This is a genomic window from Streptomyces sp. TRM49041 (assembly GCF_008271805.1).
Classification (GTDB): domain Bacteria; phylum Actinomycetota; class Actinomycetes; order Streptomycetales; family Streptomycetaceae; genus Streptomyces.
The window spans coordinates 12,559-29,289 of record NZ_VSRY01000132.1 but is presented as its reverse complement, the minus strand read 5'-3'; the positions used below and the strand labels follow the sequence as shown (position 1 = coordinate 29,289).

Annotated in this window: 16 protein-coding genes and 1 tRNA gene; 9 read left to right on the top strand and 8 right to left on the bottom strand. The window is 72.4% G+C overall.

The window, feature by feature from the left end; genetic code table 11:
* Nucleotides 1–40 precede the first annotated feature (40 nt).
* Nucleotides 41–1,744, bottom strand: a complete 1,704-nt coding sequence (gene cdgB / locus FVS66_RS16165; protein ID WP_149181882.1) for a diguanylate cyclase CdgB — start codon at nucleotides 1,742–1,744, stop codon at nucleotides 41–43.
* A 353-nt stretch (nucleotides 1,745–2,097) separates the two neighbouring features.
* Between cdgB and FVS66_RS16160 the strand changes: the two genes are divergently transcribed.
* The gene (locus FVS66_RS16160; protein WP_149181895.1) at nucleotides 2,098–2,562 is read left to right on the top strand and encodes a flavin reductase family protein; all 465 of its coding nucleotides are present in this window, start codon (nucleotides 2,098–2,100) and stop codon (nucleotides 2,560–2,562) included.
* A gap of 45 nt (nucleotides 2,563–2,607) precedes the next feature.
* On the opposite strand, the gene arfB is transcribed toward FVS66_RS16160, so the two are convergent.
* On the bottom strand, nucleotides 2,608–3,045 hold the full coding sequence (gene arfB, locus FVS66_RS16155; RefSeq protein ID WP_149181881.1) for an alternative ribosome rescue aminoacyl-tRNA hydrolase ArfB: 438 nt from the start codon (nucleotides 3,043–3,045) through the stop codon (nucleotides 2,608–2,610).
* Between the two features lie 121 nt (nucleotides 3,046–3,166).
* On the opposite strand from arfB, the gene FVS66_RS16150 reads away from it, so the two are divergent.
* A complete protein-coding gene (locus FVS66_RS16150; RefSeq protein WP_149181880.1) occupies nucleotides 3,167–3,742 on the top strand; it encodes a TerD family protein in 576 nt (191 codons plus the stop codon).
* A gap of 121 nt (nucleotides 3,743–3,863) precedes the next feature.
* Entirely contained in the window at nucleotides 3,864–4,376 is a 513-nt protein-coding gene (locus FVS66_RS16145) for a GNAT family N-acetyltransferase (protein ID WP_149181879.1), read from the top strand.
* Nucleotides 4,377–4,416: 40 nt separating this feature from the next.
* Here the strand turns inward: FVS66_RS16145 and FVS66_RS16140 are convergent, their stop codons facing one another.
* From FVS66_RS16140 to FVS66_RS16130, 3 genes are all read right to left on the bottom strand, one after another.
* Nucleotides 4,417–5,784 (bottom strand): M1 family metallopeptidase, encoded by a 1,368-nt coding sequence (locus FVS66_RS16140; RefSeq protein WP_262387027.1) that lies wholly within the window; start codon nucleotides 5,782–5,784, stop codon nucleotides 4,417–4,419.
* 77 nt (nucleotides 5,785–5,861) lie between these two features.
* On the bottom strand, nucleotides 5,862–7,562 hold the full coding sequence (locus tag FVS66_RS36015; RefSeq protein ID WP_262387026.1) for a serine/threonine-protein kinase: 1,701 nt from the start codon (nucleotides 7,560–7,562) through the stop codon (nucleotides 5,862–5,864).
* Between the two features lie 248 nt (nucleotides 7,563–7,810).
* Nucleotides 7,811–8,344: a heme-binding protein gene (locus FVS66_RS16130; RefSeq protein WP_149181877.1), complete on the bottom strand. Its 534-nt coding sequence runs from the start codon at nucleotides 8,342–8,344 to the stop codon at nucleotides 7,811–7,813.
* 214 nt (nucleotides 8,345–8,558) lie between these two features.
* On the opposite strand from FVS66_RS16130, the gene FVS66_RS16125 reads away from it, so the two are divergent.
* From FVS66_RS16125 to FVS66_RS16115, 3 genes are all read left to right on the top strand, one after another.
* On the top strand, nucleotides 8,559–9,689 hold the full coding sequence (locus FVS66_RS16125; RefSeq protein WP_149181894.1) for a sensor histidine kinase: 1,131 nt from the start codon (nucleotides 8,559–8,561) through the stop codon (nucleotides 9,687–9,689).
* Nucleotides 9,686–10,312, top strand: a complete 627-nt coding sequence (locus FVS66_RS16120; RefSeq protein WP_149181876.1) for a response regulator transcription factor — start codon at nucleotides 9,686–9,688, stop codon at nucleotides 10,310–10,312. The genes FVS66_RS16125 and FVS66_RS16120 overlap by 4 nt, the downstream gene beginning before the upstream one ends.
* Nucleotides 10,313–10,396: 84 nt before the next feature.
* Complete coding sequence (locus FVS66_RS16115) at nucleotides 10,397–10,897, top strand: hypothetical protein (RefSeq protein ID WP_149181875.1); 501 nt, start codon at nucleotides 10,397–10,399, stop codon at nucleotides 10,895–10,897.
* Between the two features lie 219 nt (nucleotides 10,898–11,116).
* Here FVS66_RS16115 and FVS66_RS16110 read toward each other — a convergent pair whose 3' ends face one another.
* Nucleotides 11,117–11,590: a GNAT family N-acetyltransferase gene (locus FVS66_RS16110; RefSeq protein ID WP_149181874.1), complete on the bottom strand. Its 474-nt coding sequence runs from the start codon at nucleotides 11,588–11,590 to the stop codon at nucleotides 11,117–11,119.
* A 172-nt stretch (nucleotides 11,591–11,762) separates the two neighbouring features.
* Nucleotides 11,763–11,836 (bottom strand) — tRNA-Thr (locus FVS66_RS16105).
* A 186-nt stretch (nucleotides 11,837–12,022) separates the two neighbouring features.
* Between FVS66_RS16105 and FVS66_RS16100 the strand changes: the two genes are divergently transcribed.
* From FVS66_RS16100 to FVS66_RS16090, 3 genes are all read left to right on the top strand, one after another.
* Nucleotides 12,023–13,159 (top strand): sn-glycerol-3-phosphate ABC transporter ATP-binding protein UgpC, encoded by a 1,137-nt coding sequence (locus tag FVS66_RS16100; protein WP_149181873.1) that lies wholly within the window; start codon nucleotides 12,023–12,025, stop codon nucleotides 13,157–13,159.
* A 219-nt stretch (nucleotides 13,160–13,378) separates the two neighbouring features.
* Entirely contained in the window at nucleotides 13,379–13,792 is a 414-nt protein-coding gene (locus FVS66_RS16095) for a hypothetical protein (RefSeq protein ID WP_149181872.1), read from the top strand.
* A 49-nt stretch (nucleotides 13,793–13,841) separates the two neighbouring features.
* Entirely contained in the window at nucleotides 13,842–14,561 is a 720-nt protein-coding gene (locus FVS66_RS16090) for a nucleotidyltransferase family protein (RefSeq protein ID WP_149181871.1), read from the top strand.
* Nucleotides 14,562–15,026: 465 nt separating this feature from the next.
* On the opposite strand, the gene FVS66_RS16085 is transcribed toward FVS66_RS16090, so the two are convergent.
* A complete protein-coding gene (locus FVS66_RS16085; protein WP_149181870.1) occupies nucleotides 15,027–16,628 on the bottom strand; it encodes a DoxX family membrane protein in 1,602 nt (533 codons plus the stop codon).
* Nucleotides 16,629–16,731: the final 103 nt, after the last annotated feature.

The following is a 16,731-nucleotide window of genomic DNA, read 5'->3' as shown; positions in this document are numbered from 1 at the left end:
GCCAGCCGTCACCGACCCCGGCGAGCCTACCCCGTATGGACTACCCCGCCCGGCGGTGCACCTTGGCCCGGGACCGCTTTTCCATGTACATCCGCTGGTCGGCGGAGTTCAGCACCTCTTCGACGGACATTCCGCACTCCGCCCATCCGATGCCGAAGCTGGCCCCTACGCGCACCGCCCGGCCGTCCACCCGGATCGGCGGGATGATGCCGTTGCGGAGGCGTACGGCCAGGTCGGCGGCGTCCGCGGCGCCCAGGCCGTCGGCGAGGACGACGAACTCGTCGCCGCCGAGCCGGGCGACCGTGTCGCCGTCCCGGACCCCTGCGGTGAGGCGGCGGGCCACCTCGATGAGCACGGCGTCACCGGTGTGGTGCCCGAACCGGTCGTTGATCGATTTGAAGCCGTCGAGATCGCAGAAGAGGACGGCGAGCCCCTTCGTACCGTCGTCGACTTCGCCGTCCGGGGCGACGGCGTGCACATGGCTGTCGTAAGGGCCGCCGGCCGCGGACGGGTCGAAGCCGAAGCCGTCAGCGCGGTAGGCGTGCTCGTACTCGTACCCGTTGGTCTCGTACCCGTTCGCCTCGTACCCGTTGGGCGTCCCGTCGTACGCGGCGCCCGGGGTGCCGGACTCGCGCCCGTTCTCGTACGTCACCCGGCCGCCGGGGCGGGGGCACAGCCGGGAGCTGAGCCGGGCGCGGAGCTCGGCGCTGTTCGGCAGGCCGGTCAGCGCGTCGTGCGAGGCGCGGTGTTTCAGCTGGAGCTCATGGCGCTTGCGCTCCTCGATGTCCTCGACGTGCGTGAGGAGGAACCGGGGCCCGTCGGCGGTGTCGGCGACGACGGAGTTCCGCAGAGACACCCAGACGTACGAGCCGTCCCGGCGGGCCAGGCGCAGCTCGGCGCGGCCGCCCTCGGCGGAGGTGCGCAGCAGCGTGCCGACGTCCTCGGGGTGGACGAGGTCCGCGAAGGAGTAGCGGCGCATCACGGCGGCGGGGCGGCCGAGGAGCCGGCACAGCGCGTCGTTGGCGCGCAGCAGCCGCCCGTGCTGGTCGCCGCCCATCTCGGCGATGGCCATGCCGGACGGCGCGTACTCGAAAGCCTGCCGGAACGACTCCTCACTGGCCCGCAGCGCCTGCTGTTCCCGCTCCAGCCGGACGAGCGCCCGCTGCATGTTCGCGCGCAAACGGGCGTTGCTGATCGCGATCGCGGACTGGGAGGCGTACATCTGAAGGGCCTCACGCCCCCAGGCGCCCGGGCGGCGGCCGTTGCGGGGCCGGTCGACGGAGATGACGCCGAGCAGCTCGCGCTGGCCGCCCGAGGTGTACATGGGGGCGTAGAGCCGGTCGCGGGGGTGCCACTCGTCCTCGAAGCGCGGCTCGGGTCCCTCGGTGTGCCACTGCGGCACGTCGTCGTCTATCAGCACCCAGCCCTCGGTGTGCGGGATGAACCGCAGGTCACCCCAGCCCTCACCCATCTGGAGCCGCCGGTCCCAGGAGGGGCGGGAGCCGACCCGCCCCGTGATCAGGGCTTCCGCGGCGGCGTTGCCGGCGAAGGCGGCGACGACCAGGTCACCGTCGGGGCGGACGAGATTGACGCAGGCCAGCTCGTACCCGAGTCCGGTGATGACACCGTCGGCGACCGTCTGCAGCGTGTCGGCCAGGCTGCGGGCCGTGTTCAGGTTGGCGACGACCTGGTGCAGCTGCCGCAGGGTCGCAAGACGGACGTACGGCTCCGACTCGGTCTCCATCGTTCGCTCTCCCCGAGACCTCGACAGCAACAACTCCAGATGTGTCCGTGGCTTTCTCTTGCGGTGTCAACGGCCACTGAATCACAGCGAGCTGTGCACTCGGTACACAGGGTCAACAATTACCGCCCTCTGTGACTCAAGTCACAGAGAGTAGTTGATTCCGAAAGGATTCCGGAACGCAAACCGCCCAGGGGCCTAGGACCGGAGTGGCCCCGGCTGGTCCCCTGGTCCGATGCGGCCGGGTGGCGGGCGAGGTTAGCGTTCCCGGTGTGCTGCCAACAACTCGGACCCAGGTATCAGCCGCTCGTCTGCCTCATCCTGAAGGGGTGAGCAACGACGAGTTCCGGGCGGCGATGTCCCGGCTGGCCGCGGGAGTCGTCCTGGTGACGGCGCTGGAACCCCCGCTGGACGAGGACGTCGGCATGACGGCGACGGGGTTCATGTCCGTCTCCCTGGACCCGCCGCTGGTGATGGTGAGCCTGCGCAACGACTCCCGCATGGACGACCTGCTGGCGGAGCAGCCCCTGTGGGCGGTGTCGGTCCTGGCGGAGAGCCAGCGCCACATCGCCGGCCGGTTCGCCATGAAAGGCAGGATCAGCGACCGCCTGCTCTTCGCGGACATCCCGTACACCCGCGGCGAGCTGACGGGCGCCCCCCTCATCGGCGGCGCGCTCACCACACTGGAGTGCCGCACGGAACAGCGTGTGGAGGCCGGCGACCACACCCTGGTCATCGCCCGGGTCCTGTCGGCCACCCTCCCCAGCGCGCAGGGCGCCCCCCTGACGTACTTCAGGGGCAAGTACCGCCATCTGGCGTAACGAACGTGGGAGGACCGCGGCGGCACGGCGCCGCGGCGCGTCGGCTCAGCTCCAGTCGCGGGCCGAACGCGTGCGCTTCGTCTCGGCGCGGTGCTTCTTCTCCCGCAGCCGCCGCTCGTTGATACCGCGCGGGATCTTCGTGGCCCGCCGGGGCCTGGGCGGCGGAGCGGTGGCCTCCGCCAGCAGGGACGCCAGCCGCACGGCCGCGGTCTCCCGGTTGCGCCACTGCGACCGGTGCTCGGACGCCCGCACGACGAGCACCCCGCCGACCAGCCGCCCCCCGAGCCGCTCCAGCGCCCGCTCCTTCCACACCGGAGGCAGCGCCTGCGTACGCGCCAGGTCGAAGCGCAGCTCCACCTGCGAGTCGCTGGTGTTGACGTGCTGTCCGCCCGGCCCTGAGGATCTGGAGAAACGCCACATCAGCTCGGCCTCCGGCAGGGAGACCGAACCACGGATGACATAAGGACCGGACATGTCATCCATGTTCACCGACCCACACGGGTTACGTCACGCGCTTTTCCGTGTCTGGAACCACCTCGACGGCCCCCGCGTTATGTGCTGTGACGTCAACGTATGACTGAGAAACCGAGGAAAGGGACTTCCCATGGCTGTAAGCCTGTCCAAGGGCGGCAACGTCTCGCTGACCAAGGAGGCACCGGGCCTGACCGCCGTCACGGTGGGCCTCGGCTGGGACGTCCGGACGACCACGGGCACCGACTTCGACCTCGACGCCTCGGCGATCGGCGTCGACGCGGCCGGCAAGGTCGCCTCCGACGCGCACTTCGTCTTCTTCAACAACAAGTCGACGCCGGACCAGACCATCGTCCACACCGGTGACAACCGCACCGGCGAGGGCGGCGGCGACGACGAACAGATCAACGTCAACCTCGCGGGCCTCCCCGCCGAGGTCGACAAGATCGTCTTCCCGGTCTCCATCTACGACGCGGTCAACCGCTCGCAGAACTTCGGCCAGGTCCGCAACGCGTACATCCGCATCGTGAACCAGAACGGCGGCGGCGAGCTCGCCCGCTACGACCTCAGCGAGGACGCCGCCACCGAGACCGCCATGGTCTTCGGCGAGCTGTACCGGCACGGCGCGGAGTGGAAGTTCCGCGCGGTCGGCCAGGGCTACGCCTCCGGCCTGGAGGGCATCGCCCGCGACTTCGGCGTGGGCGTCTGACGTACACGGAGGGCTGACCGGGCGCGTACAGGTGCGTGTACCGGTAGGCGTACATGTGTGTGACCACGGGCCCCGGTGGCGGTCGCCGCCCCGGGGCCCGTTGTTGCCTACTGTGGGCCGCATGATCGTCGAACCGCTGGAGCTCGGCGAGGAGGGCGCCCTGCCCGGGCCGCTTCTCACCGAACTCACCGAGTTGTACGCGTCGAACCAGGAGTTCCTGCAGCTCAGCGGGGACTTCCCGGACCCCGAGGACGTCCTGCCCGAGCAGGTCGCGGCCTCGCTCGCGGAGGAGCTGGCCCGGCCGGACGCCGAGGTGCTGCTGGCACGCTCGGCCGGGCGCGTGATCGGTGTCTCGGTGACCCTCGCCCACCACCCGGACCCGGACGACCCGGACCCGTGGATCGGCCTGCTGATGGTGCACGCCCGGGACCACCGGATGGGCTTCGGCCGGGAGCTGGCGGAGATCGTCGAGAAGCGGTTCCGCGCCCTGGGCCGTACGGGCGTCAGGCTGGCTGTGCCGGACAACAACCACAAGGCCATCGCCTTCTGGCGGGCCATCGGCTACCAGGAGATCGACCGCCGCGAGGACCTGGAGCCGGGCCGCCCCAGCGTCGTGATGCGCAAGCCGCTGTAGCGGCCCTCGACGGGCCCTCAGCAGCCCCTCGGCCGGCCCGTCATGGAGCTTCGGGCTTCCCCTCCCCGTACAGCCAGGTGTCCCAGAGCTCCGTCAGGTCCTCGCCGGTCTCCTCCTCCACATACGCGGTGAAGTCCTCCGTGGAGGCGTTGCCGTGCCGGTGTTCGGCGGCCCAGCCCTTGAGGAGGGCGAAGAACGCGTCGTCGCCGACGGCCTGCCGGATCTTGTGCAGGACCATCGCGCCCCGGTAGTACACGGGCGGTTCGGAGATGTCGGCGGCGGAGGGCGGCTCGGCGGGCGCGAACGCCCAGTTGGCCGGGTGGGCGAACGCGGCCTCGTGGCTCTGCAGTGCGGGCGTGCCCTCGAAGTCCTCCGCGTACAGCCACTCCGCGTACTGGGCGAAGCCCTCGTTGAGCCACATGTCCCGCCAGGACTTGGGCGAGACGGAGTTGCCGTACCACTGGTGGGCCAGCTCGTGGACGAGGATCTCGACGGTGAACTGGTCGTACGGGAAGACCGGCCGCGTCTGGGTCTCCAGGGCGTACCCGGAGTCGCCCGCCCGCTCGACGATCGCGCCGGCGGAGGAGAAGGGGTACGGGCCGAAGATCTCGGTCTGCCAGGCGAGCAGCTCGGGCAGCCGGGCCAGGAGGGCGGCGCTGGCGCGGGTGACGGTGCGGTCGGTGGCGGTGATGACGGGCAGCCCGGAGGGGGTGCGGGTGGTGGTGACGTCGTACTGCCCGATGGCGAGCGTCGCCAGGTAGCCGGCCATCGGCTCGGTGGTACGCCAGGTGGCGGTGGTGCGGCCGTCCTTGGTGGCGGTGGCCGAGGGCAGGCCGTTGGCGAGGGCCCGGTAGCCGTCGGGGACGGTGACCGTGATGTCGTAGGTGGCCTTGTCGGACGGGTGGTGGTTGCCGGGGAACCAGGCCGTGGAGCCGGCCGGCTCGCCGAGGGCGACGGCCCCGTCGGCGGTACGCAGCCAGCCTTCCTCCGACCCGTCGGGGTCCGTGATCGCGCGCGGGGTGCCTGAGTAGCGGACGACGGTGCGGAAGGTGGCGCCGTCGTCGATGTCGGCGCGCGGGCGGAGGGTCAGCTCGTGCCCGGCCCGGCGGACGGAGGCCGGGTCACCGTCGACGGTGGCGCTGTGGACGGTGAGCCCGGCGAGGTCCAGGTTGAACGCGCTGAGGCCCTGCGTGGCCCGCGCGGTGATCTCGGCGGTGCCGTCCAGGCGCCCGGTGGCCGGGTCGTAGGCGAGGGTGAGGGCGTAGTGCCGTACGTCGTAGCCGCCGTTGCCGAGCCGGGGGAAGTACGGGTCGCGCAGCCCGGCTGCGCCGGGTGTGCCGCTGACGCCGCCGGTGCAGCCCGCGGCGAGCAGCACCGCGGCGAGCGACGCGGAGGCGACAGCAGTCACCCTCTTCCCCTTTTTCACATGATGATCCTAAGACCGCGTCCCATGGGGTCGGCCGGTCCCGGGAAGCGGCCCGCCCCTCACGACGACCAGCAGATGCCGATCGTGCACGTCACCTTCGATCTGGGGCCGTTCGACTCGGCCCAGGACCTTCCCCATGCTCCGACGGAGCCCAGCAGGTCAGGGTCGACGAGGCCGATCGTGAACACCACCGGGGTGGCACAGCACAGGACCAGGGCGAGCACCGCGAATGCCTTGCCGACCGCGGTATCCGTTCTCGACACGGACGCTCCGGCAAGCGCGGACATGCCTGCGAGCACAGCCATGTAGATGAGATACGCGAGGGGGCTTTCCGCGTTCGGGTTCGGAGTGTCTCCCTCCTTCAGCCGGGTGAAGGCCGAGGTGCCGATCGCGGCCAGGAAGAGGCCCGTCACGGTCATGGTCGTGCCGAGGCAACCTTGCAGCAGAGCGCGGAACGCGCCGACGGTGGCCGCGGCGGCGGGAGCCACGGCGGCGGGAGCCGCGGCGGCGGTGGCCACGGCGGCGGTGGCCACGGCGGCGGTGGCCACGGCGGCGGTGGCCACGGCGGCGGTCTGCTCCGCCGACTCCCGTCGAGCCAGGAGCGCTCGCATCACCGCCGACACCCCGCTCACCGCGTTGCCCCGTGCGGCGTCGAGCGACATGACGGCCGACTGGTAATCCCGCCGCGCCGGGCGACCGCTGTGCGTCCCGTCCGGGTCGTCCCAGGTGTCCGGATCGGGCACGGGTCGCGGGGGCGGCTCGGGAAGCGTGCTCTTGGGCGTCGTGTCCGGCGGTGGGGGCGGGTTGTGGGGTATGGGGGTGGAGATGCGTTCCCTTACCAGCTGGGCGACCGGGTCGGGCATCCACCCGAGCCCCGCGAGCCGCGGTCTGGCAGCGGTCGTCTCCTCCCCGCGGTCCGCGCGACCGGCGCCGTGCGCGTCACCCGTGAAGGCGTCCTCAGCGGTGAGCCGGTCGAGCAGCTGCGCGACCGTGGGACGCCGGTCGGGCTTCTTGTCCAGGCAGGCGGTCACCACGTCACGCAGTTCCGGCGGCAGGGCGTCCAGCTGGGGCTCTTCGTGCACGGCGCGGTAGTGCAGGATGTGCGGGCTGTCGATGCCGAACGGGCCGACTCCGGTGGCGGTGTAGGCCAGCACCGCACCCAGCGCGAAGACGTCGGCGGCCGGCCCGACGGGCTGACTGGTCAGTTGTTCGGGGGAGATGAAGCCGGGAGTGCCCATCACCGTGCCGGTGCGGGTCAGGGCGCTGGCATCGCTGGGGAGGGCGATGCCGAAGTCGATGACGCGAGGGCCGTCGGAGGCGAGGAGGATGTTGGAGGGTTTCAGGTCGCGGTGGACCACCCCGGCGGTGTGGATGACCTCCAGGGCCTCGGCCAGTCCGGCGCCGAGCGCCAGGACCGGCGCGACGGGCCAGGGGCCGAGCCGGGCGACCGCCTCCCCGAGGGAGACGGCCGGTACGTAGACGGTGGCCAGCCAGGCCGGGGAACCGTCCGGATCGGCGTCGACCACACCGGCGGTGAAGGCCCCGTTGACCCGCCGGGCGGCGGTGACCTCGCGGGCGAAGCGGCGCCGGAATTCGCTGTCCCGGGCGAGGTCGGGGCGTACCACCTTCACCGCGAAGGGCCGCCCGGCGCGCGAGCGCCCGAGATACACCCGGCCCATCCCCCCGGCGCCCAGCAGGGCCACGATCCGGTAGGGCCCCACCTGCCGGGGGTCGTCCGGCTCCAGATCTTTGAACGACACCAGGCCACGCCCCCCACCCCGTGTGCGGCCCCGGGAGCCGCCGCATAAGCCGCATCATTCCGGACCGTGCGGCCCCGCCTCAAGACCGGCGCCGCAGGGTGGCGGCGATCGACCCGGCGGTCGGGAAGCCGGGCGGTCGGGGGCCCGGGCGGGCAGCTGCCAGGCAGGCGGGCGTCGGGCGGGCAGCTGCCATGCGGGCGGGCGCCGGGCGGCAGGGGCCGGGCAGGCAGGGGCCGGGCGGGCGGGGGTCAGCGGTTGAGCGTGGCGGCCCCGGCCTGCGCGTACTTCTCGTCGAGGGCCCCGCTGGGGGCGCCGGCCACCCCGATACCGGCGACGGGCACGCCCTGGACGGCGACGGGGACACCGCCGCCGAGGAACAGCGTGCCCGGGATGTCCTTCAGCGTGGGCGTGCTCTCCAGGCGCTTGACCAGCTCGGAGGTGGGGGCGTTCCAGGACGCGGCGGTGAACGCCTTCCGCTCGGCGGACTCGTACGACTGCGGGCCCGCGCCGTCGCCGCGCAGCACGACGAGCGGGTTGCCGTTGCGGTCGACCACGGCGACGGTGACCCGCTGCCCGTCCTCGCCGGCGGCCTTCAGGACGGCCTGGGCGGCGCGGGTGGCGGCGTCGACGGTGAGGTGGGTGGTGCGGTGCACGTTCCGGTCGGAGACGGTGGCGGAGACGGGCGCCGCCTGCGGGGTGGCGGCGCCCGCGGACAGGGCGCCGAAGGTCCCGACGGTGAGGGCCGCGGCGGCGAGGGCGCCGGTGATGAGGCGGGTCTTCATGCTGAGCTCCAGGTGATGGTGGCGGGCAACACTTCAACCCTCCCCTCCTGACCTGCGGTTCCGCGTCGCCGGAGGGGGTGACAGGGGGGTCGGCCGATCGGCTGATGCCGCATGGCCCGGACGGACGGAGGATGGGGGCGTGTGGACAACGGAGGCGGACGAGCCGCAGGACACCGAGCCGCAGAACAGCGACGCACGCCGGCTGGCACAGGTCATGCACCTGGCCTTCTTCCTGCTGCTGGCGGCCTCGCTGGCCCGGTTCCTGCTACGGCACCCGTGGGCGGAGCGGGGCGGATGGGTCGTCGCCCTGTCGGCCGCGCTGGCGCTGCTGTACGTACTCGGGCCGCGGACCGCCGCTCCGGCACGGCGCGGCCGGATGTGGCTGGTCGCCGTGGTGGCGGTGTGGATGGTGCTGGTGGTGCTGGCACCGAGCTTCGCGCTGTGCGCCGTACCGCTGCTGTACACCGGGCTGCGGATCCTGCCGCCGCGCGCCGCGCTGGTGCTGGTGGCGCTGCTCACGGTGTTCGTCGTCGTGGCCCTGCAGAAGCTCGCGGACTCGGGCGTCGACCCGATCCTGCTGGTGGCACCACCCGCGACGGCGGCCATCGCCACGGCCGTGTTCGTACACGCGCAACGGCAGGCGGACCGGCAGCGGGCGCTGATCGGGGACCTGCTGCGGACCCGCCGCGAGCTGGCCGCGACCGAGCGCCGGGAGGGCACGCTCGCGGAGCGCCAGCGGCTGTCGATGGAGATCCACGACACGCTGGCGCAGGGCCTGTCGAGTCAGCGGATGCTGCTCCAGGCCGCCGACCGCACATGGGACGGCGACCCGGCCACGGCGCGCCGTCATGTGCGTACCGCCGCGTCGATCGCCGAGCACAACCTGGCCGAGGCACGCCGCTTCGTCCACGACCTGGCGCCGGCCGACCTGGCGGAGGGCGTCGGCCCGGCGCAGGCCCTGCGCGCCCTGGCGGCCCGTGAGACGACCGCGGAACTCGATGTGCGCTTCCACGCCGAGGGCGAGGGCGGGCCCGTCCCCGACCGCGTGGCGTCGGCGCTGCTGCGGATCGCGCAGGGCGCCCTCGCGAACGTACGGGAGCACGCCGGGGCGACCACGGCGGCGATGACCCTGACGCGGCTCGACGACCAGGTGGTGCTCGACGTGGCGGACGACGGGCGCGGCTTCGACCCGTCGGCGGCGTCCTGGGCGGAGGGCGTACGGGGCCACGGCCTGCCCGCGATGCGCGCCCGGGTGGCGGCGCTGGGCGGCACGCTGACCGTGGAGTCGGCACCTGGCGAAGGCACGGTCGTATCGGCGTCGGTCCCCGTGGAGGCCCCCCGATGACCAGGACCGTCCGCACCCTCCTGTGCGACGACCACGCCGTCGTACGCGCCGGTCTGCTGGCCCTCCTCGGCAGCGAGCCCGGCATCGAGGTCGTCGGCGAGGCGGGCAGCGGCGAGGAGGCCGTCGCGCTGGCCGCGAAGCTGCGCCCCGACGTCGTCCTGATGGACATCCAACTGGGCCCCGGCATGGACGGCGTCGAGGCCACCCGCCGTATCGCGTCCCCCGAGATCCGCGTCCTCGTCCTCACGACGTACGACACGGACGCCGACATCACCCGCGCCGTCGACGCGGGCGCGACCGGCTACCTCCTGAAGGCCGAACGCCCCGAGGAGCTCTTCGCCGCCATCCGCGCCGCCGCCGAAGGCCGCACCGCCCTCTCCGCCCCGGTCGCCGACCGCGTCCTGAACCGTGTACGCGGCGCCGCCGGGCCCACCCTCACCGCCCGCGAACTCGACATCCTCGGCCAGCTCTCCCGCGGCCTCGGCAACCGCGAGATCGCCCGCGCCCTCTTCATCAGCGAGGCCACGGTCAAGACCCACCTCAGCCGCATCTACGCCAAGCTGAACGTGGACACCCGGGCAGGCGCGGTGGCGGTGGCGAAGGAGCAGCGACTCCTGCCCTGATCCCGCCCCGTCCCCCGCGCCCTGAGCCCCGGTGCCTGCCCGGTCCGCGTCGCCCACAGCCAGGGACGTGACACCATCGCGTACGTGCTCGACATCGGCTACTCGCTCTCCCGCCGCTTCCCCGACCCCCCGCAGACCGACTACCGGCGGGCGGACGTCCACGCGCTGCGGCACGACCTGTTCTGCGGAGACGTGTACCTGGCCGACACCGAGGCCGACCGTGAGCTGTCCACCGCCTGGGGATGGGTGCCGGTGCTCGACTTCGCGTGGGCACTGTGCGACATAGTCGAGCGGATCGACCGCGACCCGCACGGCAGCCGCGCGGCGAAGCCGCAGTACGCCGAGCTCGACTTCACCGAATCCACCGACCGCATGCTGTTCGAGCGCCGCTTCGGCTGGGTGGACGTCGAGGCGGACTGGATGCCCGGCGACGAGCCGCCGCTGACGTTCGGCCACAGCGTGCTGCGCCGCGAGGCCCGGGACTTCCTGCACGACCTGATCGCCGACCTCGTCGACATGCACGAGGGCCTCGCCGACAACCCCGTCGTCTGGGACCTCCAGGCCCGCTTCCCCCGCGTGCCCTGACCCCTGGGCCGCCTCCCGGGCCGGTCCGGCGGGCCGCCCGGGACGCCGCGCGCTACAGCGGTGTCGCGCCGCACCACCACGAACCGGGCTCGCTGCCGACGCGGTTCGTGCATGAGCGGCTGCACCGGGCCGCCGCGCTGCCACCGAAGGCGTCGCGGTACCCGCGCGGCGGCCCGGGCGAGGTCACGGACCGGATCGACACGACCCGAGCGAGCCCTCTCAATCCCGCCCGAGTTCCGCCAGGGCACCGTCGGTCAACCGATACACGGTCCACTCGTCCTGCGGCCGCGCGCCCAGCGCCTTGTAGAAGTTGATCGACGAGGTGTTCCAGTCCAGCACGGACCACTCGAGCCGCTCGTACCCCCGCTCCACACAGATCCGCGCCAGCTCCCGCAGCAGCGCCTTCCCGTACCCGCCGCCCCGCGCCTCGGGCCGCACGTACAGATCCTCCAGATAGATCCCGTGCACCCCGCGCCAGGTGGAGAAGTTCAGGAACCACAGCGCGAATCCGACGACCTCCCCGCGCTCGTCCTCGGCGACATGCGCGAACGCCGCCGCCCGCTCCCCGAACAACGCCTCGCGCAACTGCTCCTCGGTGACCCGCACCTCCTCCAACGCCTTCTCGTACTCGGCGAGGTCGCGGATCATGGCATGGACAAGGGGCACGTCGGCAGGCGTAGCAGCACGAATCATGCCCGCACCCTGCCTCCCCGCACCCCTGTCACGCCAGCTGTTCGAGTAGCGTCCCGCGCGATGTACACGGCTGACCAGGTCCACGACCACCCAGGACAGGGCACGAGGCAGGGCACGAGGCAGGGCACGGCGAAGGCCCCCGGACCGGAGGGACCGGGGGCCTTCGCGCTTGAGCCCCCTGTCGGGTTCGAACCGACGACCCCCGCTTTACAAGAGCGGTGCTCTGGCCAGCTGAGCTAAGGAGGCAGCCGGGCCAGTGTAACCGGACAGGAACTCCCCAAGGTCGAAAATTTCGCCGACCTCGAACTGATGACAGAAGCCGCCACCGCCAGGTACCGTCGCCCGGAGTTCACTCACGTGGACCAGACATGAACATTCCTTCCTTTACTCGGATCGTCCGGCACGTTCCTGCCGGTGAAGGGAAACATCACCATGGCTTCTGTCACCTTTGACAAGGCGACCCGGCTCTACCCGGGTTCCACCAAGCCCGCCGTCGACCAGCTCGAGATCGAGATCGCGGACGGCGAGTTCCTCGTCCTCGTCGGCCCCTCCGGCTGCGGCAAGTCGACCTCCCTCCGTATGCTCGCCGGCCTCGAGGACGTCAACGGCGGCGCCATCCGGATCGGTGAGCGCGACGTCACCCACCTGCCGCCGAAGGACCGGGACATCGCCATGGTGTTCCAGAACTACGCGCTGTACCCGCACATGACCGTCGCCGACAACATGGGCTTCGCGCTCAAGATCGCCGGAGTCAACAAGGCGGAGATCCGCAAGAAGGTCGAGGAGGCCGCGAAGATCCTCGACCTCACCGAGTACCTGGACCGCAAGCCGAAGGCGCTCTCCGGCGGCCAGCGGCAGCGTGTCGCCATGGGTCGCGCCATCGTGCGTGAGCCCCAGGTGTTCCTCATGGACGAGCCGCTGTCGAACCTCGACGCCAAGCTGCGTGTGTCCACCCGTACGCAGATCGCCTCGCTCCAGCGCCGCCTCGGCATCACCACCGTCTACGTCACCCACGACCAGGTCGAGGCCCTCACCATGGGCGACCGGGTCGCGGTCCTCAAGGACGGCCTCCTCCAGCAGGTCGACACGCCGCGCAATATGTACGACCGCCCGGCCAACCTCTTCGTCGCCGGCTTCATCGGCTCCCCCGCCATGAACCTCGTCGAGGTCCCGATCACCGACGGCGGCGTCAAGTTCGGCAACAGCGTCGTCCCCGTTTCGCGTGAGGCCCTCACGGCCGCCGCCCACAAGGGCGACACCACCGTCACGGTCGGCGTCCGCCCCGAGCACTTCGACGTCGTCGAGCTCGGCGGCGCCGAGGGCGCCCAGTCCCTGTCCCAGGACGTGCACGCGCCCGCCGGCCTGGCCGTCTCCGTCAACGTCGTCGAGGAGCTCGGCGCCGACGGCTACGTCTACGGCTCCGCCCACGTCGGCAGGGAGCTCAAGGACCTCGTCGTCCGCGTCGGCGGCCGCGCCATCCCGGAGAAGGGCTCCGAGCTCCACGTCGTGCCGCGCCCCGGCGAGATGCACGTCTTCTCCACCTCGACGGGCGAGCGCCTCACCGACTGAGGCACCCCCGCACGCCTCGCGACACGCTGAACACGAACGGCTCCGCGTCCTCCACGCGGAGCCGTTCAGGTTTGGTGATCTTGCACTGCGCAAATACCCCGGCACAGCGGTCATTTCGGGCCCCCCTCGTCAACCCGTAATTCGAAAAGGAGCAGATAACCTCCCTCGTGGGGGTGACTAAATGTCTCCATATCTGCACTGAGCGCTACGCTCGCCTCCGTGACCCAGACAGCACGCCGCATCGGCCGTTCCCTCGCCCTCGTCCTGCCCGTCGTCCTGGTGCTCTCCGGAACTCTCGCGGTCACCAGCGTCCCGTGGGCCGGCCAGCGCTCCGACACCCAGTTGCTCACCGCCTCCGCGGAGAACGTCTCGGTACGGGCCAAGCCGCGCGCCCCGCAGGACGTGCTCCGCGAACGCCTTCTCACCGAGATGAAGCAGAAGGACCCGGGCGCCGCCCTGACGCACCTCCAGCGCGCCGTGGAGGACAGCCCGTCCCTCGCCCAGTACTGCATGTCCCTCGCCCGCGAGCTCGGCGCCGCCGCCGTGCGCCACTACGGGCCGACCCGCGCGCAGTCCTTCTCGCGGCCCGTCTGCGACACGTCCTTCGCCGGTGGCGTAGCCAGCGCCAGCTGAAGCGGGGCGCGCTCCCCGTGACCGCCGCGGTGCGCCTATCGTGCCCGGTATGCACAACTCCCCGACGCAGGCCGTGGTCCTGGCGGGCGGCCAGGGCTCGCGACTGCGCCCGTACACCGACGACCGCCCCAAGCCGATGGTCGAGATCCCGGGAACCGGGACCCCGATCATCGGCCATCAGCTGTCCTGGCTCGCCGCCGAGGGCGTGACCGACGCCGTCATCTCGTGCGGCCATCTCGCCGACGTACTCCAGCAGTGGCTCGACACCACAGACCTGCCGCTGCGCGTCACCACCGTCGTCGAGGACGAGCCCCTGGGCCGCGGCGGCGGCCTCAAGTACGCGGCCGCCCACCTGCCGCACCCCGACAGACCCTGGTACGCCACGAACGGCGACATCTGGACCCGGTTCTCGCTGCGCGAGATGGCCGGGTTCCACGCCGAGCGCGACGCCACCGCCACGCTCGCCCTCGCCCGGCCCCGCATCCCGTGGGGCGCCGTCGAGACGGACACGTTCGGGCACATCACCGACTTCATCGAGGCGCCGCCGTCGCCGTACCTGATCAACGCCGGCGTCTACGTCTTCTCCGCGTCCTTCCAGGGCCTGCTCCCCGATCGGGGCGACCACGAGCGCACGACCTTTCCGCGCCTGGCCCGCGAACGCCGCCTCGCGGGCTTCCCGCTGCCCCAGGGCGCGTACTGGCGCGCCATCGACACCGCCAAGGACCTCACGGAGGCCGCGCGGGAGCTGGCGGGGGCACAGGGGGGCTAGGGGCTAGGGGCGCGCGCGGGCCCTCACCCGACGGCGGCCTTCACCCGTACGTGGATCCGGCGGCGGTCACTGGTCCCGCGAGGCCGGCCCTTGCGCCGGGCGGCTCTCCCAGGTGCTCCGCGCCTTCACACCGGCTCGTGCGTGCCGCGCCGGACCCCGCTCCGGCGGGCCGTTCTCGTGGGCGTCGGTCTGATTCTCAGAGACTCGTTCCGCCTCCGGGCGCTGGAAGCGTGCGTCTAAGGGCGATCGTGCGCGACCAGCGCGGGCCAAGGGGCACATGCCCCGGCCGCCCCATCCCGGCAGTGGGAGGGGCCGGCCCGCAGGCGTGGAAGCCGTGGAAGCCTCCAGGCACCCCCGCCCGTGGCGGCCGCCGACGGGCGTTGGGCCTCCGGCATTGCGAAGGCCCACCCCGGACGGGGTGGGCCTTTCACGGGTCGTGGGCCTTTCACGGGTCGGGGCGGGGCGTCAGCCCAGGAGGCCGCCCAGGGGGTTCCGGTTGCCCCTGTCGGAGTCGCCGTCGTCGGAGTCGCCCGAGCCGGAGTCGTCGCCTCCGCCTCCGCCACCGCCTCCGCCACCGCTGGACGACGGGCCGACGCTGGAGGACGGGGGCGGTTCGGGGCGGGGCTGCTGCGGTGCGCCGTCGCCGACGCCCTGCGTGGCGGTGGGCCGCTGCTCCTCGATGCGGCCGCTCTCGCGGACGGTCTCCGTCTGATCGCCGGTGCCGGCGGTGGGGCCCGCCGACTCGGACGGCGACGCGGAGGCGGACGACGAGGCCGACGGCGTCGGCTCGCGGGGCGACTCGCTGGTGGCCTCGCTCTCGGTGGGCTCCTCCGGGAGGGGCCGGCCGGGCAGGTGGTTGGTCGGGTCGTCGTTCGGACCCGGCACGGTGATCAGGTCGGAGGAGCGTACGGCCCCGCCGAGCACCGAGCCGACGAGCAGGGTCAGCCCGACCACGACGGCCGCCACGACGACGCCGCGGCGCAGCACCCGGCGGCGCAGCGCCCAGAGCGCGGAGCGCGGGCCGAGCGTGCGCCATGCCTCGCCGGCGAGGCGGCCGTCGATGGAGTAGACGGGTGCCCCGGCGATGATCAGCGGGGACCAGGCGGCGAGGTAGATGATGTCGGGCGCGTCGTACACGGGTACGGCCCGCCAGCTCACCGTCAGGAGGAGCGCGGCGGACAGCAGGGTGCCGAGGACGGCGGCGACGCGCTGCCAGAGGCCGAGGACCGTGAGCACGCCGACGACGACCTGGGCGAAGGCGACGGTGAGACCGGCGCCCACCGGGTGGGACAGGGCGAAGTCGCGCAGCGGCTCGGCGAGCGGCCACGGGTCCAGCGACGTCAGCCACTTGACCATGGAGCCGCGCTCGCCGCCGTCGAAGTAGACGGGGTCGCACAGCTTGCCCATGCCGGCGTAGATGGAGATGAAGCCGAGGAACACGCGCAGCGGCAGCAGGACGACACCGAGGTTCATCCGGCGGCCGGGGTAGTAGGCGTGCCGCTGGTGGGCGGCGGAGCCCTCGGCGTACCCGTCGGCGCCGTCCTCGTCGTCGTACCGGGAGTCGGGGGCGTAGCCGTCGGCGTTCTCGTGCGGTCGTGCGTCGTAGGCGCCCTCCGCGCGCCGCATGGGCGGCAGAAGCGGGGCCTCGGGGCGGCGCGGAGCGCCGACGACCGGCGTCGGCATGGTGTCGTCGGCGAAGCCGACGCGCGGGATGACCTGGGTGATCCCCGCTTCCACGTCCAGGGAGGGGCCGGTCGCCGGGCGGTCGAGCGTGTCGACGGCGGCGGAGTCGCGTACGGCCTGGAGGAGTCCGGTCGCCCCGGGGTCGCCGGGCGAGGACTTGCCGCTCCATACGACGGGCGTCCGCCGCCTGCCCCCCGGCGCCGCACCGCTCATGACGGGGACGCGGGCGGTGTCGGCGAACCGAGGCTTCTGGACCGGGGCGAGCTGTACCCGGAAACTGGCGTGGTTCACGATGACCTGCGCGGGGTCGCTGTTCACCTTGACCATGCTCAGCGCAGGCTGATCATCGAACCCGGGCCGGGGCGTTCTGGTGTCCACACTCATCTAACCGAGTGACGCGGCTTTAGGACACTGCCTTGACGGGCGGGAAATGTCCGAGACCCGTCAAGATCATGACGGGCCTCGGGACAGCGGTGACAGCGGGGAC